The sequence below is a fragment of the Kangiella koreensis DSM 16069 genome (assembly GCF_000024085.1).
Lineage (GTDB): Bacteria > Pseudomonadota > Gammaproteobacteria > Enterobacterales > Kangiellaceae > Kangiella > Kangiella koreensis.
Window position 1 is genome coordinate 1,339,714 of record NC_013166.1, and the last position, 24,761, is coordinate 1,364,474.

Annotated in this window: 20 protein-coding genes; 12 read left to right on the forward strand and 8 right to left on the reverse strand. The window is 43.5% G+C overall.

Going from position 1 to position 24,761, the window contains the following annotated elements; genetic code table 11:
* Positions 1 to 22: 22 nt before the first annotated feature.
* Both oadA and KKOR_RS06270 read left to right on the forward strand, forming a co-directional pair.
* Positions 23 to 1,828, forward strand: coding sequence for a sodium-extruding oxaloacetate decarboxylase subunit alpha (gene oadA / locus KKOR_RS06265; RefSeq protein ID WP_012801178.1), 1,806 nt, complete (start codon positions 23 to 25; stop codon positions 1,826 to 1,828).
* A gap of 33 nt (positions 1,829 to 1,861) precedes the next feature.
* Positions 1,862 to 3,160, forward strand: coding sequence for a sodium ion-translocating decarboxylase subunit beta (locus KKOR_RS06270; protein ID WP_012801179.1), 1,299 nt, complete (start codon positions 1,862 to 1,864; stop codon positions 3,158 to 3,160).
* A gap of 15 nt (positions 3,161 to 3,175) precedes the next feature.
* Here the strand turns inward: KKOR_RS06270 and KKOR_RS06275 are convergent, their stop codons facing one another.
* The 3 genes from KKOR_RS06275 to KKOR_RS06285 form a co-directional block, all read right to left on the reverse strand.
* Positions 3,176 to 4,702, reverse strand: a complete 1,527-nt coding sequence (locus tag KKOR_RS06275; protein ID WP_012801180.1) for an amidohydrolase family protein — start codon at positions 4,700 to 4,702, stop codon at positions 3,176 to 3,178.
* Between the two features lie 130 nt (positions 4,703 to 4,832).
* Positions 4,833 to 5,945 (reverse strand): helix-turn-helix domain-containing protein, encoded by a 1,113-nt coding sequence (locus KKOR_RS06280; RefSeq protein WP_012801181.1) that lies wholly within the window; start codon positions 5,943 to 5,945, stop codon positions 4,833 to 4,835.
* A 101-nt stretch (positions 5,946 to 6,046) separates the two neighbouring features.
* On the reverse strand, positions 6,047 to 6,679 hold the full coding sequence (locus tag KKOR_RS06285) for a LysE family translocator (protein ID WP_041296023.1): 633 nt from the start codon (positions 6,677 to 6,679) through the stop codon (positions 6,047 to 6,049).
* A 474-nt stretch (positions 6,680 to 7,153) separates the two neighbouring features.
* On the opposite strand from KKOR_RS06285, the gene KKOR_RS13330 reads away from it, so the two are divergent.
* From KKOR_RS13330 to KKOR_RS06305, 4 genes are all read left to right on the forward strand, one after another.
* A complete protein-coding gene (locus tag KKOR_RS13330) occupies positions 7,154 to 7,999 on the forward strand; it encodes a hypothetical protein (RefSeq protein WP_012801183.1) in 846 nt (281 codons plus the stop codon).
* Positions 8,000 to 8,078: 79 nt separating this feature from the next.
* On the forward strand, positions 8,079 to 8,603 hold the full coding sequence (locus KKOR_RS06295) for a hypothetical protein (RefSeq protein ID WP_012801184.1): 525 nt from the start codon (positions 8,079 to 8,081) through the stop codon (positions 8,601 to 8,603).
* Positions 8,604 to 8,799: 196 nt separating this feature from the next.
* A complete protein-coding gene (locus KKOR_RS06300; protein ID WP_012801185.1) occupies positions 8,800 to 9,573 on the forward strand; it encodes a type IV toxin-antitoxin system AbiEi family antitoxin in 774 nt (257 codons plus the stop codon).
* A gap of 543 nt (positions 9,574 to 10,116) precedes the next feature.
* The gene (locus tag KKOR_RS06305; RefSeq protein WP_012801186.1) at positions 10,117 to 10,404 is read left to right on the forward strand and encodes a cyclic-phosphate processing receiver domain-containing protein; all 288 of its coding nucleotides are present in this window, start codon (positions 10,117 to 10,119) and stop codon (positions 10,402 to 10,404) included.
* A gap of 257 nt (positions 10,405 to 10,661) precedes the next feature.
* Here the strand turns inward: KKOR_RS06305 and KKOR_RS06310 are convergent, their stop codons facing one another.
* From KKOR_RS06310 to KKOR_RS06325, 4 genes are read right to left on the reverse strand one after another with little or no spacing between them, the layout of a single operon-like run.
* The gene (locus KKOR_RS06310; RefSeq protein WP_012801187.1) at positions 10,662 to 12,098 is read right to left on the reverse strand and encodes a hypothetical protein; all 1,437 of its coding nucleotides are present in this window, start codon (positions 12,096 to 12,098) and stop codon (positions 10,662 to 10,664) included.
* Between the two features lies 1 nt (position 12,099).
* The gene (locus KKOR_RS06315; protein WP_012801188.1) at positions 12,100 to 13,095 is read right to left on the reverse strand and encodes an ATP-binding protein; all 996 of its coding nucleotides are present in this window, start codon (positions 13,093 to 13,095) and stop codon (positions 12,100 to 12,102) included.
* A 23-nt stretch (positions 13,096 to 13,118) separates the two neighbouring features.
* Positions 13,119 to 14,999 (reverse strand): hypothetical protein, encoded by a 1,881-nt coding sequence (locus KKOR_RS06320; protein WP_012801189.1) that lies wholly within the window; start codon positions 14,997 to 14,999, stop codon positions 13,119 to 13,121.
* Positions 14,996 to 15,679, reverse strand: a complete 684-nt coding sequence (locus KKOR_RS06325; RefSeq protein ID WP_012801190.1) for a hypothetical protein — start codon at positions 15,677 to 15,679, stop codon at positions 14,996 to 14,998. Before KKOR_RS06325 ends, KKOR_RS06320 begins: the two co-directional genes overlap by 4 nt.
* 169 nt (positions 15,680 to 15,848) lie before the next feature.
* Between KKOR_RS06325 and KKOR_RS06330 the strand changes: the two genes are divergently transcribed.
* The gene (locus KKOR_RS06330; protein WP_012801191.1) at positions 15,849 to 16,277 is read left to right on the forward strand and encodes a hypothetical protein; all 429 of its coding nucleotides are present in this window, start codon (positions 15,849 to 15,851) and stop codon (positions 16,275 to 16,277) included.
* Positions 16,278 to 16,314: 37 nt separating this feature from the next.
* On the opposite strand, the gene KKOR_RS06335 is transcribed toward KKOR_RS06330, so the two are convergent.
* On the reverse strand, positions 16,315 to 17,256 hold the full coding sequence (locus KKOR_RS06335) for a site-specific integrase (RefSeq protein WP_012801192.1): 942 nt from the start codon (positions 17,254 to 17,256) through the stop codon (positions 16,315 to 16,317).
* 176 nt (positions 17,257 to 17,432) lie between these two features.
* Between KKOR_RS06335 and KKOR_RS06340 the strand changes: the two genes are divergently transcribed.
* From KKOR_RS06340 to KKOR_RS06355, 5 genes are all read left to right on the forward strand, one after another.
* Positions 17,433 to 18,365: a DNA-binding protein gene (locus tag KKOR_RS06340; protein WP_012801193.1), complete on the forward strand. Its 933-nt coding sequence runs from the start codon at positions 17,433 to 17,435 to the stop codon at positions 18,363 to 18,365.
* Between the two features lie 137 nt (positions 18,366 to 18,502).
* On the forward strand, positions 18,503 to 18,868 hold the full coding sequence (locus tag KKOR_RS13510) for a hypothetical protein (protein ID WP_012801194.1): 366 nt from the start codon (positions 18,503 to 18,505) through the stop codon (positions 18,866 to 18,868).
* 98 nt (positions 18,869 to 18,966) lie between these two features.
* The gene (locus KKOR_RS06345) at positions 18,967 to 20,199 is read left to right on the forward strand and encodes a TolC family protein (RefSeq protein ID WP_012801195.1); all 1,233 of its coding nucleotides are present in this window, start codon (positions 18,967 to 18,969) and stop codon (positions 20,197 to 20,199) included.
* 16 nt (positions 20,200 to 20,215) lie between these two features.
* Positions 20,216 to 21,526 carry an efflux RND transporter periplasmic adaptor subunit gene (locus KKOR_RS06350; protein ID WP_012801196.1) on the forward strand — a complete coding sequence of 437 codons (1,311 nt, stop codon included), beginning with the start codon at positions 20,216 to 20,218 and terminating at the stop codon, positions 21,524 to 21,526.
* 16 nt (positions 21,527 to 21,542) lie between these two features.
* A complete protein-coding gene (locus KKOR_RS06355; protein ID WP_012801197.1) occupies positions 21,543 to 24,737 on the forward strand; it encodes an efflux RND transporter permease subunit in 3,195 nt (1,064 codons plus the stop codon).
* Positions 24,738 to 24,761: the final 24 nt, after the last annotated feature.

The following is a 24,761-nucleotide window of genomic DNA, read 5'->3' on the forward strand; positions in this document are numbered from 1 at the left end:
ATTCGAAAGGATAAATATTGCAATGAACGATAAACCCTTAAAAGTTACCGATGTTGTTCTAAGAGACGCACATCAGTCGTTATTTGCCACCAGAATGCGCCTGGATGACATGCTTCCCATAGCAGAAAAGCTTGATCAGGTTGGCTTTTGGTCATTAGAAACCTGGGGCGGAGCGACCTTTGATTCATGCATCCGTTATCTTGGCGAGGATCCTTGGGAACGCTTAAGACAGCTAAAAAAAGCGATGCCCAACACGCCGATGCAAATGCTGTTCCGTGCGCAAAACATACTGGGTTACCGACATTACGCAGATGATGTGGTCACAGCCTTCGTTGAGCGAGCCGCCGCTAATGGTATGGATGTGTTTCGCATATTCGACGCAATGAATGATACCCGAAATTTAAAAACCGCCATTAAAGCCGCGGTTGATTGCGACAAACATGCTCAAGGGACTTTATCCTATACCGTCAGCCCTGTGCATAATATCGACAAATGGCTTGATATGGCCAAGCAAATTGAAGACATGGGCGCCCACTCAATTTGTATTAAAGATATGGCTGGTTTATTAAAGCCTTATGTAGCAGAGGAGCTGGTCAGCCGTTTAAAAGAAACGGTCAATTTACCTATTGCTCTGCATTGTCATGCAACGACCGGTTTAAGCACCGCCACCATAATGAAAGCTGCGGAAGCCGGTGTAGATATGGTGGATAGTAGTATTTCATCCATGAGCATGACTTACGGCCACTCGCCAACCGAGTCCATCGTATCTATTTTTGAAGAAACCTCACGCAGCACAGGTCTAGACCTGGCATTGCTTGAAGAGATTGCGGCTTACTTCCGTAGTGTGCGTACAAAATATGCCCAGTGGGAGGGCAGTTTAAAAGGTGTCGACTCTCGTATTTTACGATCGCAGGTTCCTGGAGGCATGTTGACGAATATGGAAAGTCAGCTAAAGGAGCAGGGCGCAGAAGATAAGTTTGATGCCGTATTGGCCGAAATTCCTAAAGTACGCAAAGACTTGGGGTATTTACCACTGGTTACACCAACCTCGCAAATTGTTGGAACACAGGCGGTACTGAATGTATTAACAGGTGAACGTTATAAAAGTATCAGCAAAGAAACATCTGCTGTATTAAAAGGGGAGTATGGCAAGCCTCCGGCCCCCGTTAATGAAGAACTGCAGCATCGAGTGCTTGATGGTAAAGAGGTTATCACTCAACGACCTGCTGATTTGTTAGAGCCTGAGCTTGAACGATTGAGCGATGAGTTGGTTGAAATCGCCGAAAAAGAGAACATTAGCCTGGAAGGCGAGTTGATTGAAAATGTTCTGACTTATGCCTTGTTTCCGCAGATTGGTCTTAAGTTTCTTAAAAACAAAGGCAATCCAGATGCCTTTGAGCCAGCGCCTTGTAGTGAGGCGGGCAGTCAGACCGATAGTGGACAAGAATCAAGTTCCAATCAGTCATCAACATCTGCTACCACCATGTCAGGGCCTGAGTCTTATCAGGTGTCTGTTAATGGTAAAAACTATTCCGTAACGGTTGCACCGGATGGACAGATAGCTGATATCAAGTCTGCGTCTCAACCCACACAAACAGAGGCACCAGCACAGTCGAATGGTGAAACAGTCGAAGCTCCTATGGCGGGAAATATTTTCAAAGTAGAAACTAAAGTTGGTGAGCAGGTTGAAGCCGGTCAAACTCTGATTATTTTAGAAGCCATGAAAATGGAAACGGAAGTGAAAGCAGTCAACTCCGGTGTGGTGTCTGAAATACTGGTCGCAGAGGGCGACTCAGTAAAAGTTGGCACACCTTTAGTGATTTTGTAAGTAGCACCCTGTAAATAACAAACGAGTATATTAATGGACGGCTTATTAAAACTTTGGCAAGACACCGGTATTGCAAATTTCACCTGGGGTCAATTGGTCATGATTGGCATCGGTTTTTTATTGCTTTATCTGGCGATTTCGAAAAAATTCGAACCATTATTATTGGTCCCCATCGGCTTTGGAGGCATTCTGGCAAATATCCCTAACGCAGGCCTTGCGTTAGACGCCGTCGAGAATGCTATTTACGTGGCGCAACCGGAAGTTATGCAAGCCATAGCTGGTGCGCTCAGTGTAGAGTTTCAAAATACTGCTCAATTGCTTAACGATTATCATCAGGCAAATCAAGCCGGTGTTTTGGCCAGTATGCAGGTAGCAAGAGACGCTGGTTTCGCTAATGGCATGCTCTATAACTTTTATACAATCTCCGTTGCTAGTGGCGCTGCTCCTTTGCTTATCTTTATGGGGGTAGGGGCCATGACCGACTTTGGTGCCCTGATTGCAAATCCCCGTACACTATTCTTAGGTGCAGCCGCACAGTTTGGTATTTTTGCAACTCTGATTGGTGCTATCGCTCTTAACTCTGTACCAGGTTTTGAATTTACCTTACAAGACGCCTCGGCCATTGCAATTATCGGCGGGGCAGATGGACCTACGGCAATCTTTTTAGCGTCAAAACTAGCGCCAGAGCTACTCGGAGCCATTGCCGTTGCTGCATATTCTTACATGGCTCTGGTCCCCATTATTCAGCCACCCATCATGAAACTCTTCACTAACGTTGAAGAACGTAAAATAGAAATGAAGCAGCTGCGTCACGTCAGTAAGACCGAGAAAATAGTTTTCCCGCTTATTGTTCTTGCGCTTTGCGTCATATTTTTACCATCCGCCTCACCCTTGATTGGGATGTTCTGCCTAGGTAATTTAATGCGCGAGTGTGGGGTGGTTGAACGCCTCAGTAACACTGCACAAAACTCTTTGATCAACATAGTCACCATATTTCTAGGCTTAAGCGTGGGCTCAAAGTTAGTGGCTGAAAAGTTCCTGGCTTTGGAAACCTTGGGGATTTTAGGGTTGGGAGCCATCGCTTTTTCAATCGGAACTGCCTGTGGTGTATTAATGGCCAAGTTGCTGGGTAAGTTCAGCAAAAATCCTATCAACCCATTGATCGGTGCAGCTGGTGTTTCAGCAGTACCCATGGCGGCTCGCGTCGTCAACAAAGTAGGGTTAGAGGCCAATCAGCATAACTTCTTACTGATGCATGCAATGGGCCCCAATGTGGCTGGCGTTATCGGCTCGGCTGTCGCTGCTGGTGTTCTGTTGGCACTTGCTGGTTAACTCAATAATGGCCTTTTAACGGTACTCGTCAATATTGAGCTTGCGGCTTCTCTCATTGGCGTCTTTAACGGCTGCTAGCATGGCATCAAGTTGCCCTCGCTCAAACACACGCCCATTAAGAACCACTGTATCGATACTGCGAGTATGGTTAATATCGATGAGTGGGTTTTGATTGAGTATTAAAAAGTCAGCTCGTCTACCGGCCTCAATAACACCTGCGTTGCTATTCATAACTTTTGCAGGATTACTGGTAGCGCTGGCGAGTGCTTGCGACGTACTCATGCCGGCCGCGTTCAATGAACTTAATTCATCATGTATTGAGAAACCAGGAACGACCAAGTTTCCTCCTGAATCTGTGCCTGCGATAAGTCTCACACCCCGACGAGCCATTTCCTTCAGAAGGATATGATGTGCTTTTTCACGGGCTTCCCAGAAAACCTTAGACTTTCTTTGCTCTTCCTCAGTGATATCAGCCACGGGCTCGAATTGATTGTATCCAGGCAACCAACCGACTTTAAAGTCATCAGAGTCTTTTGTACCCTCAACAAGGCCTGGATTCGCGTATTCAATGGGGACAGCCTTTAGAGCCGACTCGAGATCGTTGAATTGATCGGTCACGCTTTCCATGTACCACAACACCGTATTAACGGTAATATCATTGGCCAAAAGATCGTCAATAATATCATTGCTTCGAGCTTCAACGTGCTGATAGAACGCATCGCTGCCTTTTTCATTGATCGAACCAAATTCTCGAATGAGTACACGCACGATTTCTTCAATATGTGCAACTTCTTGTTGTTGCGTTAGGGCAAGCTCCGATAACTCCAAAGTTAATGGGAAATGACCAGTAGTCGGTATTCCCAATTCAGCGGCATATTGATTCACGGCTCGATAGCTAGGCATATCAAGGTGGTAGATTTTAATGGCATCATAACCTTGCTCTACATACTCTTTAACCATGCCTTTGGCATGCTCGACGCTGCGGGTAGTTTTATGGAAAGTTATCAGCTCATAAAAAGTACCTTCTAATAAGCCCATCGAATCAATAGGGGGTGAGGCAACAAACATCCTCGGGCCTACACGACCTTGCTCGATCTCATCACGCAATTCTAAGCGCTCAGCTGGGCCACCTAAGTCACGGATATGGGTTACACCGTTAGCAACATACAGCAATAGGTCATTCGGACTTTGTAATAAATGTGCATGAGAATCCACTAAGCCTGGGATGATGTATTTGCCTTGCCCATCAATAGTCACAGCGTTTGCAGGTATTTGGCCATCGTCTTCCACTGAAATAATTCGTCCATCGTCTATTACCACCGTACGATTAGGTAGCATGGTTTGGCCGTCGGGCGAGAGGACATTCACATTAGTAATTGCGGTGAGCTCAACTGGTGTTGTAAAGACTGTGTGATCCACCACTTCAGTATGTGCGCCATAGATAAAGCTAACGCCGTTTTTAAACCACAATAGAAATGCGGTTGCAAAAATGATTGCGCAAATCAGTAAACCAATAAACCATTTAGAAAATGTCTTAAGCATGAAAATACTCCATTCGTTGTTGATGTTTAAATTTCAACACTACAACGAAGGAGCTGCGTCTAGATTTATAACATTAGACGTCCAGAATGATAGTTTTAGTGCGTTTCAGGGCAAAGCTGGTGACTTTCGGTTAACGGTCAGCCTGTTGCTGGCGATATAGAGTAGGGGGTTTCCCCGTCACTTTCTTAAAAATAGCATTAAAGCTGCTTTTGGATGAAAAGCCCGCATCCATAGCCATATCAATAAGCTTGCGATCACTGTTTTCATCAAGTTGCTTGCAGACTTCAGCCACACGGTATTCGTTGATAAATTGATTAAAGTTTTTCCCACCGTGTTGATTAAGGGTCTCTGATAAGTGATGCAGACTGATACCAACTTGTTCTGCTAGGGAAGCCAGTGTGAGCTTGTTATTACGGTATAAACGGTGTTCTTCAACTTCTTTTTTCACCAAACTTAATACGCTTGAGCGCATGTTCTCATCTAATAAGCCGTCAGTTAGTGTTTTTTTACTGGGCACATCTGGTTTTGATAATTCTGCTTGAAGCTGTTGAACATGGAATAAACTCGGTTTACGCCATTGGGCAATAGCAAAGAAATAGATCAAGATAACCAGCAAACAATCGGCAATGAAATTGACCATGGGTGCCGCTAAGTTGGTGACACTCGACAGGGCTTTTAGACTCCAAATCAAAACAATAAAAACCACCAAGCACCAATGCCACTTAAAGGTGTCTGGATTATAAGATGAAAGGTTTTGTTTGGCCTTCTTTTGGAAACGATAGATCATCATTATTAGCAGCACGCCATAAAGCAGTGCTTGGCCGTAGGAAACGGTAAGCGTCAGCTTAAGCGCCAATGTATCTTGAGGCGCACTAACAAAATCCAATGCCTTCTCTGCAGAGAATAGAATCTCATAATTAAGTATATAACAGATGAGGAGGGGGGACAGGTGCACAATGTCGCGGAGCCTTAATGATGAACCCGTCATAGCTGTTCGGCAATATAAGTAGCTAAGAGCACCATAACTGGCCGGAAGAAAGACTAACCAGCCAATAAGCCAGGAAAAGTTACTGTTGGCTGCAGAAACTATTAACGGTAACAACAAAGTAGCTGCTAGCAACAAACAGTAAACACCGAGCAGTTTGCTGGCGTAGTTGACTCGTTTATCGCTAATAAGAAGCGTAAATAATAGAAAGCCCTGAAAACCGCCAATAGCTAAAATAAAAGCCTGGATTTGCGACATGTCGTTTTTGTTATGTCCCTGAATATAAGGATAGGTAGATTACCAACTACCAGGTTTAAAGTCGACTTATGTCATTGGTAGCGCTTCGGTGCAAGGTGCCTTTAACCGAATGCCAACCAGATGCCGACTGCCATCATCAAGCTACCGGAGAGCCGGTTGATCAGTCGAACATTGTCGCTGCGCTGCAATACTCGTCTTAAAGTCTTTCCGCCGGTGGCATAGAGCATCAAAAACATAAATTCACTTAACAGTATGATTGCAACCAGAGCAGCGAGTTGTGGTGGCATAGGCAAGTCAGGATTGATAAATGACGGTAATAAAGACACGGTAAAAGCCCATCCTTTAGGGTTAGCGATCGCAGTGACAAAGCCTTGCATCGCCAGCTGTCGTCCAGACACAGTTTTGGGGGTGTTATCATTCAGCTCAATAACCATTTTGCCCCGTGAACGCCACATCTGGATCCCAAGATAAATCAGGTAAGCACCGCCACCATATTTGAGAATCATAAATGCCATGGGGTAATTCAGCATGATGCTGGCAACGCCAACCACAGCCAACACTGATACCAGGGCCACACCAATCAACTCACCCCACATCATATACATGGTACGTCGAACACCAATACTCATACCAAGCGTAAGTGACAGGGTCATACACATCCCAGGAGTGGCAGAAATCACCAGAAACGTTGGGATGAAAAGTAAAATTAAAGTGGTATCTAACATGCTATCCAAATTGTTTGATAAGTGAAGCAACAAGTAGGGCCGCGAAGTTTATCATAGAATAAATGAGCGGATATAATTTCGGGGATATCCCTCGTTTACATATAGGCTTGTAATTTTTTTCACAGAAATTCAGTATCTTATAAAGTGTTTTTTACACATACCTTTGTAAATTACAATGACACCAAACAATTTATTTTCATAAAACACATTCACTTGTAAAAAGTGTGACCAAATTTAGACTTCGTCTAATTTACGACTAATTAAAGTGCGTCATCTTTTGTTGTGCTGGATGAATGAGGGGGGGGGTAGAAATTAGTTTTCCTAAGGCATTGATTTTGCTACTATCCATTGGGGAAAAGAGAATTTAATGTCCGATGTTATATGGTATTAGCCTTAAAAGTGGACATTAAAAACAAGCTACCTTAAATCGAGAGGTTATCGGCGTTGTCCGGTAATATAATGTTAGGATGCAAAGGAGGCATAATGCCTAAACCGATATCGACAATAAAAAATCCACTTACGGTTATAGCGATTTTTGCTGGAATTGCTGAAGTTTCAGGGAGCGCAGTGCTTCCCTTTATTAGTGAGGCGAATCAGCAAACCTATATCTGGTTTTTAATGCTGTTCCCGTTTGCACTTGTTTTACTCTTCTTCATTACATTAAACTGGAATTACAAAGTGCTTTATGCTCCATCAGATTTTGAGAATGAAGATAACTTCCTAAATCTACTGCATAAAAGGGAGTCTTTAGTTGTAGAGCAAACTGTAGATGATGTAGATGAAGAAATAAACCCCGGGGTTTTGGACTTTGACGCAAACGAAATATTCAAATCTCATGATGTTTTAGACTTCAACAAGACAGATCGAGAGCGAAGAATGAGAGTTGAAAGTATGCTTTTCAGAGCTAGAAGAGATGAAGCCCGAATGGCTGAAGATCTTGTTTTCAAAAAACTCTCTCGAGACCTAGGTCAGAATTTTCAGCGAGAATTAAGCTTATCTTTGGATGGTATGGACTTCAGGCTTGATGCTGCTATCGCTACCGAGAATAGTTTGAATGCATTTGATATTAAATATCATCGTAGAATATCGAGTGGATTCTTTAATTCTCGTAGGTTTGAAGATCAAATATCTCGCTATAGACACATATATGAGCGATTATCCGACTCAAAAAAACTTGGTTTTAAAGTTACATTTGTTTTAGTAAGCGATGAAATAAATAACGAAGCTATGCAGCGACTTGAAGACCTTCTTTCTAACATGCCATTTAAAACTGATATTATTAGTTTTGAGTTTGATGAATTGATAAATGATTGCAGAAAAGCATCCTAACAAGCCACTGCACTCGGATATTTTACTCGCTACGCTCCTAAAATTCCGGTGAGTGGAGCGTTTATGGTATAGGAAAATTATGCAAGAAATAACAAGTATGTTGGCATCAAAGTTTAAGGTCAAAGATATTGATTTTGATAACTCACAATGGCATCTGGCCATCCCAAGCAGCTCAGGTTGGTACTTTATTGAAACCAATACTCCAATCGAAGTTCTAGTAAATTTATCGTCTCCACCATCCAAATATACGAATAATGATGGAGATCAGAAGAAATGTCGTAATTACAACATTAGTTCACGCGCTGGCTCATTACTAAGCTGCGTGGGAAGTGATGGTGTAATTGGCGGCCAATCCTTTAGAGTCGTCTATTCAGGGATGGCAAAAAATTTACTTAATAGGGCCAGAGAGCATACTTTTGCGCACTTGGGCACCGCAGGTTTGGCCTTGGCAAATTACCAAGAAATAAAGGACTACGATTGGAAGTTCCATTACCTAATCAACACTATAGTACCCGCTTCAAAAGCACACCGAAATGTTATTCTAAAGCTCGGTGAGCAAATTTGGCGTGCAAGCAATGGGTGGCCGATTCTATGTGCTGGGTAAGCCATAACAAGGCAATGTTGCGGATTCGCTACGCTCAGCAAAAAGGGTTTATGAAAACCACCATCCAGAACTAATTAATAATGGTAGAATGAAATTAGTTTGATAATTGTTAGATAAAGGTACTCAGAGTATACCAGTTTGCCATTAAAAAAACTTAAAGCACGAAAAATTTTAAATAAGTGCTATTATAGGTACCATGAGTACCTTAAATGATTCAAAATTAAACCGGCTTCTTCGTAGTCAGCCAGAAGATGTTGTTTTGACATCCTCATGGCTTGCTAAAGAGGGTTATAGCTACGATTTGCAAAAGCGCTATAGAAAAAGCAAGTGGTTTGACTCCATAGGCACTGGCGCACTAGTGCGCCATGGTAAGAAAGTAGACTATCTTGCTGGAATATGCGCATTGCAATCACAGCTTGGCCTGTCTGTTCACCCTGGAGGGAAGACGGCCTTATCACTTCAGGGTAAATCTCATTATTTAGAAGTATCTACCAAACGAGCTCAACTCTTTGGAAGTGAACATGAAAACCTGCCTAGTTGGTTTAGAAAATACGATTGGGGGTTAGAGCTAAAAACCACGCTTTCTTCATTTTTGCCTCCAGATATAGGCCTAATAGACTTTGAGTATAAAGGGTTTACAGTGAAAGTCTCTAGTCCAGCTAGAGCTATACTTGAGTGTTTATATCAGGCTCCCCAGAAGCAGCCTTTATTAGAAGTGTATGAACTAATGGAGGGATTGAATAATTTAAGACCAGCTAACGTAAACAAGTTACTAATAAATTGCACCTCAGTAAAAGCGAAGCGTTTATTCTTGTATATGGCTGAAAAAGCTGAACATGCCTGGTTTAATCATATAAAAATAGATGAGCTGGATTTAGGGTGCGGTAAACGTAGCATCGTTAAGAATGGTGTCTATGTGCCAAAATATAAAATAACCGTCCCCAAGGAACTCGAAGACAATAATGGATAGTAGGAGTAAAACTACTCTAGGATGTTATACCAGAGGATTACTAGCCAAAACTCAAGCTAGCATTGCCCAGACAAAAGCGGCTTTTTTGTTTTGCTAGTCAGATTCCTGGTCACTTCGGCAGTTATCATAGCTATGTTCAGTAGTGATTATGATTCAACAATAACTACATTGGGTACTTTTAATATGCAACCTGCTAGCTTAATAATCGTAATAGGTGGCTTGACTGTTATATTCGTACTTATAGTTATAGATTGAAATCGGTTGATTAAAGGCCCTAACAATCATTAGCATTCTGATTGATTATTCAAGTGCTTATTAAGCTCAACGAACTGGTTTTAGATAACTGGTCGTTTTTACGACCAACTAAATTAATTCAACTTTCATAGGGTCAGTGAATTGCTTAGTAGTATTCTGCACTAAATACGAAGAGTTTGGTTTTCAGAAAATAGTTTTTCCAAAGACATTGACTTTGCTATTATCCATTGAGGTAAAGTAAGTTTAAAATGTGGTAAATAATATTATGTGCAAAAACGGTATCTGTCAGTGAAAATTTACCTTGATGATGAGAGAGAAACCCCTGATGGGTGGACAAGAGTCTACTGGCCAGAAGAAGCTATAGAGTTGCTGAAAACTGGTAATGTAGAAGAGATAAGTTTAGATCATGATCTTGGAGATGATGATCACGGAACGGGATACGACGTAGTACTGTGGATAGAAGAACAGGTTATTTTAAACCAATTTTCGCCACCGATAATCAAAGTACATTCTGCGAATTCTTCTGCTCGCAAAAAAATGGAGTTGGGTATAAACAATATTTATGCAAAAAAGTAAAAACAAATAACCAAGGACTCAAGCCCACTAGTACTTAACTGCGCTCTGTACCAGTAGCTTAGTCAAAGCGTCAGTAATCAATATGACAATTATAATAATGAGAGAGGGTGTTTGCTCGCAGATGAATTGCACGAATACGAAAAATGTCCTTCGCAAAGTCATGGAGGCGCAAGGCATTTTCAGCTACCGGTTCAATGTAACAATTATCAGTTTTAAATTTTCACGAGACCTATAATTGAAGGTCTCTCGAGTAGCGCTCAACTAAAAAAATCTTTTAAAACCTTTAGTTCTTCCTCAAATCCTTTGCGCATAATCTTTTTATCTTTCTTAAATCGACAATTAACTTTTAGCATTTCAGAATGATCTTTATTTGATATCGTGTGCTTCCATTTCGGAAGAGATATCTTATTACAAATTTGCTTTGGATATAACAGTGCAGTAGTGTTTTCGTTGGTGTCGAGTATTAGCTCAAGTGGGAAAGAAACCTTGTATCTGGAGTAGCGCATACATTCATCGATTTCATAGATAAAAATCAAGTCTGAATTTTTATTATAGTACAGATCGAATGCAGACAAGAACATACAGTGAATTTTGACGTAAGCATACAAAAGGGTGACATACGATAATTCTTCAATTAGTGTGGCGGTTTTATCTGTTGGCTTTATGTAGGTAGCGAGTGTAAATGGGTTCTTAAGTTTTTGTTCAGAAAACACATATGCGGCAATACTATGGATAATAACGCTCTTGTCAATTTGTTTAATACTTGATTCTATTAAATGCATCCAACAAGAATAAGCCATACAGTAAGGGCAGCAAAACCTCACTTTGGCATGAGTTATGAATGGCAGTAGAGTAAGCGATGGATCAAGGGTTTCCAGTGATTGCCTGATTACTTTGTTGGCTCTGGTTGTTGCTTTTATTATAGAATCCTTAAGCTTTGGTATTTTTTTTAAGTCATCGTACGTTATTGGTTCTGCTAGTATTATATTATTATCAAGCTGGAACGATTGCTTATGTAATGCGTAGGTTTTAGACGCTACAGCAGATATTGATTTGCTAGAAGTAAGGTCTTCCTTGATTAGGTAGGAAGGAAACAGCTTGCTCTGTGTGATATCTATAAAGTGGGATAATTCACTATCCAGCTCATCCGAATAGACTAATCGATTTTTACTGTTGTCTTTACATTTCTGTATGAGTTCATATATTCGCACCAGTGTGACCTTTGAAGCATTTTTCGCAATTACTCTAGCTTCTAAATAGTTATAGTACTGTTCATCGACTTGACACTTTGTGCACTTATTGTCTTTACTTAGAGAATCCAGCCATCCTTTTTTGCATGCTTGACAGTATTTGGTAAGTCGTTTGTTATGAATCGGACATCGCTTCATCCACACATAATTGTAGAAATGGCTATAGAAGCCAATCTTTGCGCAATCAGGACAGCTTTTAGGTTTCAGCCTGGTAGGAAAGCGCCTATATTCTTCCGGCCTTAGTACACCTGTATATTTTGATTTTTCGCACCATTGCATGTATTTAGTGATTAATTTAGCTTGTCCTTTGTGATGATTCAGCTGCTCTGCTTCGGTGAGTAAATTCAATTGTGGATTACTGTATAGAGGGTTACATTTGATTAAATGATGTCGCAGTGATACATCTGATTCAAAAGGGCATATAAAATCAAAGCCAAAATTCATTTTAAAGCTCCTCAAGTTTAACTTGATCTACAATTAAGTCGCTGTTATTAATGCAATGCTCAATTAATTCGAAACTAATATCTGTGACATCAGGTTGAGGTAAATAATGGGTTATAAACAGGTTGACAAAACAGAAAAAACTTTCTGTGGACCAGTGCTTGAGTTTATACGGAGTTTTAAATTTTTCGAAAAACACTTGCCAGATTAGGCTTGCGTACTTTTGGAGTTTAAATGTTTCGTACTCTTTGCCACTTTTTTTTAAAAAATATTGTGAGTAACTCACATCAGAAGTAGTCGGGAATGTGAGTCGGTCGTACTCACTAAGAATATGACTGACAGACTCAAGCTTAGTAATAGGTTGATAAAAGTAAGCTCTTTTGAAAAATCGCTCGTATATGTGGGTGTCTTCCCGTTCCTGTAAAAGCCGATATGTATCCTTAAAATTATCTAGGTTGGCAATGAAAAAAATATGACAAAGGGTTCCAAAGGAATCTTTTAATCGATCATAAATCTCAGCATATATAGAAAACTGTCGGATCGACAGCCGTTGTGCCTCATCCACCATAAGCACTAGTCGTTTACTTTGTGACTCATAGCACCTGTCGAGTAGATATGTAATATAGTGTTGCGATATTTCATCGCTAGTGGCTCTGCTTTTTAAAGGAAAATCATAATTGAATGCAAGTTGTCGCCAAGCACCTCTACTGGTTTTGCGATCTCTTGAAGCAATATAAATAATTTCGTACGGGATCGATTGATTATCTGCATCTTTTAGAAAAGGTGTAATAATCTTAGTGCTGGTAGATTTGCCACTTCGGCTGTATCCATAAATGAGCGCACCAGGCAATCCACGTCTAATAATACTGGAACAAAACTGAAGTAATCCCTCATTCTCCAAAGTGTGGATCTGCAATAACTCAGGGTGTTTTAAAGGGTGTTCGATTTTAGATGCGTCGTCGTTCATAGCGAGTTCTTTAAAGTGTTCCATCCATTGCATAAAGCTTACCTCTGCGATGTATCTCAGGAGATTTTCACTTGTTCCCAGGGCATCCTGATTTGGGAACTAATGTAGTTTGCTGACTGTTCATACGAATTAGAGCTGAACCCAACCTCACTCAAGTCGTCTGTTTTTACCATGTCCAACACTAACTCTCTACTTTGTGAATTTTCGAAGCCAAGCCGTACCATTTCTAGCTGGACGCTGGGTTTATGAAAGTTTTTTTGTAAGATAGTAAAGTACTCCGTAAAAGCATCGCCTGATGCGAACAGCAAATTTTTGGTCGTCTTTATGATACGTTTACGTGTGACGATACCGTGTGCATAGCGTCTCCACATTCGTGGAACGATCAGCTCCGCTATGAAATCACCATTTGGGAGGTAAGCTTTGATTTTTCGGATATCCTGCGGATCAAACTCTATCGAAACGGTAGTGGTCGTATTTACAGATTTTGACCAGTCCATAACGGTGTATCTTACGCCATAAAAGTTAACCCAAGGATGCTGCTTTTTTGTTTTGCTAAAGTGAAGCTTTCGTAGTTTTGGATCTTTTACCAGCTGGCTTTGTGGTGCTTGCGGTGGTCTCATACAATAGTATTGGTGTTGAATTAATTCCTTCAGCTTTTCAACGGGGCAGATGCCTCCTAGCCTTGCCTGAGGTTTTTGATTGTATTCTGCAATCTGAATGCTCATCATTTCCAGTAACGTTTGAACATTGACCTTGGGCGGTTTTTTCTTAAGACGCTTGCTTTCTTTTATAGGGTCATGTGAATGAGAACCAGTTGTTGAACGATGTCTATGAGTCACAGTGTTGATCATGAGAAAGAGTCGCTCGATCTGCTCTCTTGCATTAGGGTTTTCTGGATGACCATAATGTAAGCATGCCTGTTGATCGTGAGCGTATTGGATACAGTTGTTTCCGAAATGCGCCATGTCATTATCAAGACTGATCACACCTATCTGAACTCTGGGCAACCATGCTTTTAAATCGTTAAGATTTGGTCCTTCGGGGTAAGAAAGGGATGGCGTTTGGATGGTCAGTTTCGGCTTCGGATAATGAATTTGCTTCAAAACGTTCATGATGTCCCACTGACTGCACCGAAGGTTGATGCTGAAATGAAATGCCAAAATACAGCCAGTAGAACAGTCAGTGGCCATAACAATCCAGAACCGCTTCACTCTAACAAGCGTTCGACGACCAAAAATCTCGAATTCTATGGCTGTCTCACAATCGAAATGTTGCTCGTCTATTTGGATTTCTTCGAAAGCCATGTCCGAACGTTTACTGATACTCTCGCGCCAGGGCCTACTTTCGGGGCATCTCAGCTCAGATAGGTAATCATGAAAATAACGTCGAACACTTTGGTATGCTAGGGATTGGGTGGTGTAGGGGTAATGATCTTTGGGAACACCAAATTGAATTAACAGCGATAAAAAAGTTTTATGTAGAATGTTCGGTGTAAGATTCTCACTGGTAGCAGTCCCACGGTAGCTGGCTTTTATTTTAGCCTGCAATTCAACTTCGATATCTGGATACTTTTTTAGCAGAGCTTTAAAGGCAAAGACGGAACCACGGCCATCCGCCAAGGTCGGCATTGGTGACTGGCGTTGTTTTTCATGTTGGATAAGATTGGGGATCAACCCTTTATACAAAGCAGGGGGCTCACCATCATAGGTTCCCAGGGCTCGATTGAGCAAATAATAGACCATGCTAGGCGAGACATTGTGAGTCATGGCCGTTTTTTTTACGCTCACTCCTTGTTGAAAGTATTTTATTATTTCAACATTTCTGATGAACTTAGCACGGTTTTTAGAAGACATCGTGGCTGTATCCACATGCATCGGCCAATTGTTGAGATCATTCAACTCAGGTTTTTCGATCAAAGTAGAGCGGAATCCATTCATAAGCTCAAAACCGTATCAAAGCCCAAGTCAGACTGCTCCAGAGCCAGGCTGATGAGCCCGGCATGAGCTAAGCGAAAGACAGCGACTTCCGTTGCATAAGTTCTTTGCCTATCACCACTATCTATAAAATCGCCTAACTCAATTCCTTCATCTGACATTAACAGCTTCGACATGATCTCATCTTGTAACTGGGTGGTTCTGATCCGGGATTTATTTGCCGCGACAAGCACTTGAACGATTTTAAGCCAGTTCACGGCTTTTTGCTCTTGCGCTAAAATGGATTCGTTGGTTATCACCTCAAATCGTATTTGGTATTTGTGTAAAAATGGCTCCAAATATTGCTCGTAGTGAAATGGGGTTTGGGCTTCTGGTTTAATTTCCATCACTATCTTTTGATTGCCTCGAATCACGAAAACATCCGGAATGTACCGCTTACCATTAATTTTAAATTGATACGGCTGTGGGACATAACTTTGCACAGAGGGATCCGCTTCAAGCAGACCGCCATGCAGATATTCTGCTAAGGAATGAAACGGCGATGGAAGAGGGTGCTTAAGCATGATTTGTTCATAGTAATTGGTTTTGCGACGAAAACTTAGTGGTGTATGATGGCATACTGGATGTCTCAGAAAGTCTACCGACTTATCTGTCATAACCTCTAGGAGCTTATTCTTTGTCATTCATTTGACCTTGTTCAACTGCAGGAAATCGTTTCCCGCCCAATGCTAATGCGTATTGTATTAGCAGATCACATCCTGAAAACTAAGTCTCAATTGCATGTAGGGCATGCCCCTAGTGTCTGCTCGACCTGCACATTAATTTGTGTGAGAAACTGAATAAGGGGTTACGATGAGTAAGACAACCAAGCTCGTCCTCAAACGTTTTCAAGTGTGTGAATTACTTGGGATCACTAGAGGGGAATTCGAATACTGGTTTCCTGTATTTACACCGAGTGAATTTGATCGAAAAGGGCTGGATATAATTCAAGTATTTGCCTTTTCTTTGATTGTCCACCTAATTAAAGAAGTTAATCTGAAACCAGCCAACCTACCGCAACAAAGGCTGCGAAATACTCTTGAGGAAATCGTGGATCTGTTAAAAAGAGACAACGAGCTTAATTATATTTGGATACTAAGTTATGACTCAAAAGCCGACAAGCTGCTTCATGTAGAAGATACTAGCTTTTATCAATTTGTCCTGAACAGCAAAACCACAACTATCATTAATCTAAAATTACTATGGAGTCATTTCAAAACAAAATTTTGTTCAATAATCTGAAAGATGAATTTGACACTTTAAATCAATAATACTTCGTTTAATGGTGCAGCTCAATGAACCGTTGTTGCGTTATATGGGATGACTCGATATAGCGCATTGCTGTTTTAGGATCTTTCCAACCTACATATTCCATAAGCTCTTTAAGGCTCCAGCCATTACTGTCGGCCCAGGATGCGAACCCCCGTCGTAACGAATGACTACTAAAGGCATCAGGGTGTAATAGTCCAGCACCACTTGCACACTCTCGAACAATATTAATGATTGTATTGGATGTCATGCTCTTATGATTAAAATGTCCCCAGCGGTCGATCCCTACAAATAGCGGTCCTTTGCTTAATTCAGCGGCCGTAACCCAGTCCTGATAAGCAGTGACAGGGCAGAGTTTTTGCAAAGCTGGAACTTTATAGGTCACCCCTTTATTATCCCTATCGCCTTTCGTAGTAGGAAAATACAGTGACATTCCCTTGTTGGGGATCACGGTCACGTACTCAACATCTATATTAGTGAGTTCATCTGCTCGAAAAGCACGCCAGAACCCGAGTAGCAGAATGGCTTTATTTCGGATGAGTCTCAAGCCTTTCCTATAATCCTTTGACTCCTTTATCGACTCCTCAAGCCACTGAATAATGATTTTCAATTCTTCTAATTGGAGAGGACGAGCCTGCTTGGTTTGGTATGTATGCGTTGCTCGGATACCTTTCATTACTTTTTTTACTAATGGTGCTTTCGTAGGATCTGGAAAACCGTATTCATGATGCCATTTTGCAAGTACGGCCAACCGGTGCGCTAAGGTGCTTGAAGTCAGCTTATCAGCGTAGTGACTGAGATACTGTGCAATCGCAGTTGGAGTGGCTGGTAAGAGTCCACCCCAGTGACGCTCATAGTGTTCAATGGCGGTACGGTAACTGCGTACCGTATTTTCGCGAGTGGCTGCGTTGACGTAAAAACTCACTAAATCAATATTTTTAGAATCGGGCATATATGCGTGTTATGTACGACTTTATCTAATCATATCGTCCCAAAATGTCTATCACAATAGATAATCTATTATTATCCAAAATGAAACATCGAAAGCTATAGACATGTAAAGAGTATAGAAATAGTATGTATATACATATTACACCATGCAGTACAAAATAATCAGAGGTTTCAAAAATGGCGCGCATCGGTATTTCTCAATATGACGTTGAAAAAGCATATAAGTCATTGACTTCACAGGGTGTTAATAACCCATCAATTGATGCAATACGAGCTGAGCTGGGTAACACAGGCTCCAAAACCACCATCTCAAAATACCTCAAAGATATTAAAAAGACCCGTACTAACGGTACACTCACCGAGGTCAAAGTCTCCGACGCCATTGGGCACCTGGTAAGCCAGCTTGCTGCCAGGCTCAACGCTGAAGCGAATAAAACCATTGAAGACATGGAGCAAGCTTTTGAGAATGAGCGTCAGGCCTGGAATCAAGAAAAGTCAGGACTTGAGGAGTCGTTAAGCCAAGCCACAGAGCAAAATAAAGCTCTAAGTGAGAACATTCACTCACTACAGGCGAAGCTCAATACTGCCAGCCGTGAGAGTGAGCAACTGAACATTGAGTTGCAAGGTATTCAAAGTGACTTGAAAGAACTTACAGCCGTTTGTCGACAAAAAGATGAACGAATTATCGATCTGGAGAAGAGTCTGCAACACAGTTATGACAACTTGAGCCACTTCCGCGAATCCGCCAAAGAACAACGTGATCAACAAGAGCGCAAGCACGCTGAAGAAGTGTCGGGATTGCGAGCAGAGCAGCGAAAGCTGGGGCAAACCATTGCCTCTCAACAGTCAGAACTCACGCAGTTGAACCGTCAGAACGCTGAGCTAATCACCGAAAAGCGGTTGTTGGCCAAGTCACAGCGCGAACTTCAAAACTCATTAAAAACGTTAACTGAAAAGGTGCAGTCAGCCAGTACTGACAGAGAGGAGCTACTAGCGCAACTTGATGCTATAACCAAAGAAAACAATGAGCTAAACACTTCCGTTGTGCAGCTAGAGCATGAGATTGAGGAATTGAAATCGCCCAAGAAACTCGCAAAAAACAGGAAGTAGCCAAGTCTGAAAGCTAGCGTTTAACCACAAAGCTGTGTAATAGTTGGTTAGTATCCACTTATCTTTTGTGAACTAACTGATAATCTGCTAGTCTACTGCCCTGCATTTATGAGAACGAGTAGAGACTCTTTTTTACCGTGAACCGTCAACTTTTAACTTTCGCTCTAGCCATATTGATTGCCCTGCAATCGGTAGTTGCTGTGGCGGACGTCCATCAGTTTCATCAATCCGGTTCTGAGCATCTTACTTTTGATCACGAGCATCAAAAAGCTCACTCCTCTCCAATACCAGATGATGACAAGCGTTGGTTAGAATCAGAAAAGAGCAAAAGCTACCAGCTTGATTGCCACCATTGTTGTCACTGTCATGGCTCATCACACCCTTTCTTTCTGGGTCGCCAAGATATCTCTGCTTCTCTTTATCAAAAGGGGGCTATTTTAGGCAACCCTTCCCATTACAGTTCCCATATAGCATTCCCTGATAATCCCCCTCCGATCAGTTAAATACAGTACAAATAAACTTTTATTCTGAGGTATAGCGTTGTGCAAATGCCAACCCAGCTGTGCCTGATGTACTTTGATTTTAATTGTGAGGAAATTTCATGAAGAAACTATCCGTTTCTTATGCGATGTGTGCCGTTATTTATTTGCTGTCGGCTTCGGCGCAAGCGCAACCCGTTGATTGGGAGCGCTGGCTGGCATCACAGATAAAGCAGCACCCAGACATCATCGCGGCCCGCGAGCAACTGCAAGGCTCGGAAGCTACTGCGGACGCAGCGGAACAGCCACTTTACAACCCGGAGTTATCTTCTGAGCTGGAACAGATTGGTGAAGAAAATAACTACCGTGTAGGTGTTTCTCAAACGGTTGACTGGTGGGATAGACGAAGTGCTAAACAGCAGCAAGCGGCTTTTATCCGACAAGCAGCTAAAGCCCAGTATCAGCAACAGGTTATGAGCAAGACTGCTGAGGCTCTATCAGCATTGGTTGAGTGGCGTGCCAGTAATCAAGCCGCCATTATTGCTCAGGCTCAAAAAGAGCAGCTTAATGCATTATTGCTAGTGGCTGAAAAGCGCCAAAAAGCAGGAGATATAGGCGCTATTGATGCTGAGCTCACCTTTCTATCTTTATCAAAACAGCTGGCACAGGTCGCTGAGCTTGAAGTCGCTTTGCAAAAAGCCGAAAGCAGAGTGCGCGAACTTTTGCCACAGTGGACTCCTGAAAAAGGAGGCATTCCCGAAGATTTCTGGCCTTCGGAGCCGGTGTCCATTACTGACCAGGAGTTGTTACAACATCCCTATGTTGCCAGCGCTCAGGCTCGCTGGAAGTCCATCAAGGAAGAAGCGGAAGTAACCCGCCGTGCAGCCAAAGCAGAGCCGACCTTTGGAGTCAATGCTGGTCGCGACGGTGGAGAAAATAGTGTCGGCCTGACCTTCTCAATTCCTTTGAATGTACGTAATGACTACAGTGCCGAAACTCGTGTGGCTAATCGTGCAGCACTAGAAGCAGAGGCCCGATTCTTGGCCGTTTATCGCAATCTGCGCTTCGACTGGCAGGCAGCACAAGCTGCCTGGAAACGTTATGACGAGCAATACCTACGCTGGCTCGAGCTGGCTCGTGGCAGAGTTGAAAATAGTGCTGACTTGTTGGAACGCCAGTGGCGAAGCGGTGATCTATCAACAACTGACTACCTGCTCGCTCTTAACCAGCGTTCGGAGAGCCTGCTGGCAGGAATCTCACTCGAAAAGCACACACAGCTTGCGTTAACCGAAGTGTTGCTGCACTCCGGCCAGCTCAGAGCTGTTGCACCAACTGCGACTAAGCCACTGAATTAAAGATAGGATAATGAACATGAATAAATTATTGATAGCGATGCTAAGCACCGCAATGACTGCACCAAGCATAGGGCTTGCAGAAACAATGAGTAGTGAGGCGCACAAACATGATAAGAGCAAGACTGCTCAAGAGGTTATTGAGCATAAGGATGATGCGTCTCACAAGGAGCACCCATCAAATGCCACGGATGAACATGAGCGTCATGGTGATACAGAACATGAGTCTAGCGATAGTTCCCACAATGAAAGTCATGATGAGGCTGGACACAGCGAAAGTAATACTGAAGAAGATGGACATGGACATCAAGAAGAAGCTTCTGCCACTACGGCACTAAATGCTACTCAAATGATTATTGCTGATATCCAGGTTGCTCCTCTCACTGCCGAGCGGGTTGATTATGAGTTCTACGCACCGGGGGAAGTTCTTTCTAATGGATACACTAGCTACATAGTGTCACCGCGAGTAGCTTCCGTTGTATTACGTCGTCACGTAGCATTGGGCGCTCATGTTGAACAAGGTCAGCCACTGGTAACCCTGTTCAGTGAGGATGTGGCGCAGGCCCAGGCAAACTATCGCACCGCCTGGCCTGAATGGGAAAGAGTCCGCAAGCTCGGCCGCAAAACCGTTGGAGAGCAGCGTTATATCCAGGCCAAAACCAGCTGGGAAGCGGCTCGGGCAACGTTGCAGGCCTATGGGTTAGCTGAGTCAGATTTGGAGTCCCTGGCATCGCAAGATATTAAGGCATTGGGCGAATATACCCTACGTGCCGAAACCGATGGTTCTGTGTTATCCGACGACTTCGAGCAAGGGCAGCGCGTCGAAGCTGGTTCTTCTCTGATCAAGCTGGCCAATGAGAAGCAGCTCTGGGTCGAAGCACACCTTCCAGCAGATCAGTCTATATCACTTCCACTCGGTACATTGGCTGACATTGTGGCTGGTGATATCCGAATTCAAGGCAAAGTATCCCAAGAAGCACATACCATAAACCCCGTTACACGAACCCGAACAGTGCGCTTATTGGTGGACAACCTGGAGCATAGGCTGCATCCGGGACAGTTTGCAGAGGTCTTCTTTCGTTTTCGTACAGAAGAGCCGGTATTGGCTGTGCCAGAGTCAGCGCTCATGCGGAATCCCGATGGAGACTGGGCAGTTTTTGTAGAAGAGAGTCCAGGGCAGTTTCGCTCTCAAGAAGTTGAACTAAAGCGAGCACTAGGTTCGTTACGTGAAATTAACGGCATTGTTCCCGGAACACGTATCGTTATCGACGGTGCATTTTTTGTTGCTTCACAAATCGCCAAAGGCGGTTTTGATCCGCATAACCACTAAGCACTAAGGAGACTCTATGTTTAATCGAATTGTCGATTGGGCGGTCACTAACCGTTTGCTGGTGGCGATTGCGCTTATTACTCTAACGGTCAGTGCCTTTTTTATTATTCCAAGGCTGAATCTTGATGCATTTCCAGATGTTACCAACGTTCAGGTCTCGGTCAACACCGAAGCTCCTGGCTTGGCTGCTGAGGAAGTTGAGCAGCTGATAACCTATCCGATTGAAGCGGTCATGTACGCTTTGCCTGACGTAGAAGAAGTCAGGTCTATTTCAAAGACTGGCTTGTCTGGCGTAACTGTTGTGTTTAAGGAAGACACTGATATTTACTTTGCCCGACAACTGGTATTCGAGCGACTTCAAGCTGCTAAAGAGCTGATTCCTGAAGGCGTTGGTACACCAGAAATGGGCCCAAATACTTCGGGGCTGGGGCAAGTCTATCAGTATTTACTGGTTGCCGAACCCGGTTCGGGTTTCGATGCCATGGAGCTACGCAGTTTAAATGACTGGGTGGTCAAGTTGTTGCTTATCCCGGCCGAAGGCGTGACTGATGTGCTGTCTTTCGGCGGTGAGGTGCGTCAGTATCAGGTCGATCTGAATCCGTCAAAGCTGTTATCTTACGGTCTGACCCAGGACGATATCATGGCGGCTCTTGAGCGTAACAACACCAATGTTGGCGGCTGGTATATGAACCGTGGTCAGGAGCAATTGGTGATCCGAGGTACCGGCTGGCTCGAGCATGGCAAGCAAGGGCTGGAGCAGATCCGTCAAGTTCCCCTGAAAACGGTGGATGGCACCACTATCACCGTATCGGATGTAGCCAAAGTGAATCTGGGTAGCGAAATCCGCCAGGGCGCAGTGACCATGACACGCCGAACTTCGGATGGGAAAGTTGAGGCACTAGGCGAAGTCGTCTCAGGCATTGTATTAAAACGTTTAGGCGCCAATACCAAAAGCACCATTGATGGGGTTAATGCCCGTATCGAGCGTATTAATCAGGCGTTACCGGAAGGAGTTAAGTTCGAGGCTTACTATGATCAGGCCGATCTGGTGACGCAAGCGGTTGATACCGTTGTCAATGCTCTGTTACTGGCGTTTGTCTTCATTGTGGTCATTCTGGCGCTGTTCCTAATGAATTTGCGTGCTACCTTACTGGTACTGATCTCAATTCCAATTTCCATCGGTATTGCTTTAATGGTGATGGCGTGGTTTGGTCTTTCGGCAAACTTAATGTCTCTGGGCGGTATTGCCGTGGCCATTGGCATGCTCGTGGATGGCTCTGTAGTGATGGTCGAAAACATGTTCAAACATTTGACCCATCCCGATGCTACCCATGACAAAGATAGACAGACAATGGTTCAGGATGATCCAGATCCTGTTGATGCAGCTCATGATAGCCATGGGATTGCTTTACGCTTGCAAGAAGCTGGCAGAGAGGTAGCAAGACCTATATTTTTTGCTACAGGAATTATTTTAGTTGTCTTCATGCCGCTATTCAGTTTCGAAGGGGTCGAAGCCAAACTGTTCCAGCCGATGGCTATCAGTATCATGCTGTCTATGCTGTCCGCGCTGATTGTAGCTTTAATCATAGTCCCAGCATTAGCCACCTACCTGTTTCGCAAAGGGATACGCCCGCGGGAGAGTTTCGTCTTGAAACCACTTGATAAACTCTACCGCAAGGGTTTGTCGTGGGCTATGAGCCACAGTAAGGTCGTCGTTGGTATTGCTGTAACGCTCGTGGTTGCGGCAGCTTTAGTAATACCGCGTCTGGGTACCGAGTTTGTGCCTGAACTCGAAGAAGGAACGGTCAACCTCCGGGTAACACTCGCTCCGTCCTCCAGCCTGGATACTGCGCTTGAAGTCGCTCCAAAACTTGAAGCAATGCTGATGGAATTCCCGGAAGTCACCTATGCGTTATCACGCATTGGACGTGCCGAAATTGGCGGTGATCCAGAGCCAGTGAATAACATTGAGATCTATATTGGTCTTAAGCCAGTGCCAGAATGGACCAGCGCCGATAATCGTTATGAATTTCAATCCCTGATGGAGCAAAAGCTGGAACAACATCCAGGATTGCTGTTCAATTTTTCACAACCGATTGCCACCCGTGTGGATGAGCTGTTATCGGGGGTTAAAGCGCAACTAGCGATAAAGCTCTTTGGTAAAGATCTTGATGTGCTGGCTGAAAAAGGGCAGGCAATTGAGGCAGTGGTCAAAAAGATCGACGGTACGCGTGATGTTGCCATGGAGCAAATTGTCGGTGAAGCTCAATTGGTCGTAAAGCCCAATCGCCGCGCATTGTCTCGTTATGGACTCGACGTAGCGGATGTCATGGAAGTGGTTCGAAATGGGCTTGGCGGTGCCAGCGCTGGACAAATCATCAATGGTAACGAACGTTATGATATCTATGTTCGGTTGGATGAACGTTTTCGCCAAGATCGCGAAACTATTGCTGACCTTCGTTTGCAGGCACCTTCAGGAGCCTGGGTTCGCCTTGGTGATGTAGCCTCTGTAAATATTGCTTCCGGCCCGCCGCAGGTTCGCCGTGATGATGTTCAGCGCAGAGTAGTCGTTCAGGCTAATGTGCAAGGGCGTGATATGGGCAGCGTGGTAGCAGATATTCGCGCAGCGATTGCTGAACAAGTTGATTTGCCAACGGGTTACTCCGTGGATATAGGTGGACAATTCGAAAATCAACAGCGAGCACAAAAGCGTCTGTCGCTGGTCGTGCCATTATCGCTGGCGCTTATCGCCTTGTTGCTTTATTTTGCCTTTGCTTCGGTTGGTCAGGCTATGCTGATTCTGGTAAATGTACCTCTAGCCGTTATTGGTGGGGTATTCTCACTCTGGCTGTCAGGGCAGTATTTATCAGTGCCCAGCTCGGTCGGATTTATTACCCTGTTTGGCGTCGCGGTACTTAACGGTGTAGTGATGGTTGAAAGTATCAATCAGCGTATCAAGGATGGCCTACCTGTCAGTGAAGCCGCTTTTGATGGTGCCGTATCCAGGCTTAGACCGGTATTGATGACAGCGGTGACATCTGCGTTAGGCTTAATACCGATGTTGCTATCAAATGGTGTTGGCGCAGAGATACAAAAACCGCTTGCCAGTGTTATCGTAGGCGGGCTGATAACAGCCACATTTTTAACACTGTTTGTGTTGCCCGTTCTGTTTGCCTGGTTTTCAAAAGGTAAGTTGAAGGAGAAACACTAACGACTTAACTAACTCTCTGCCGGT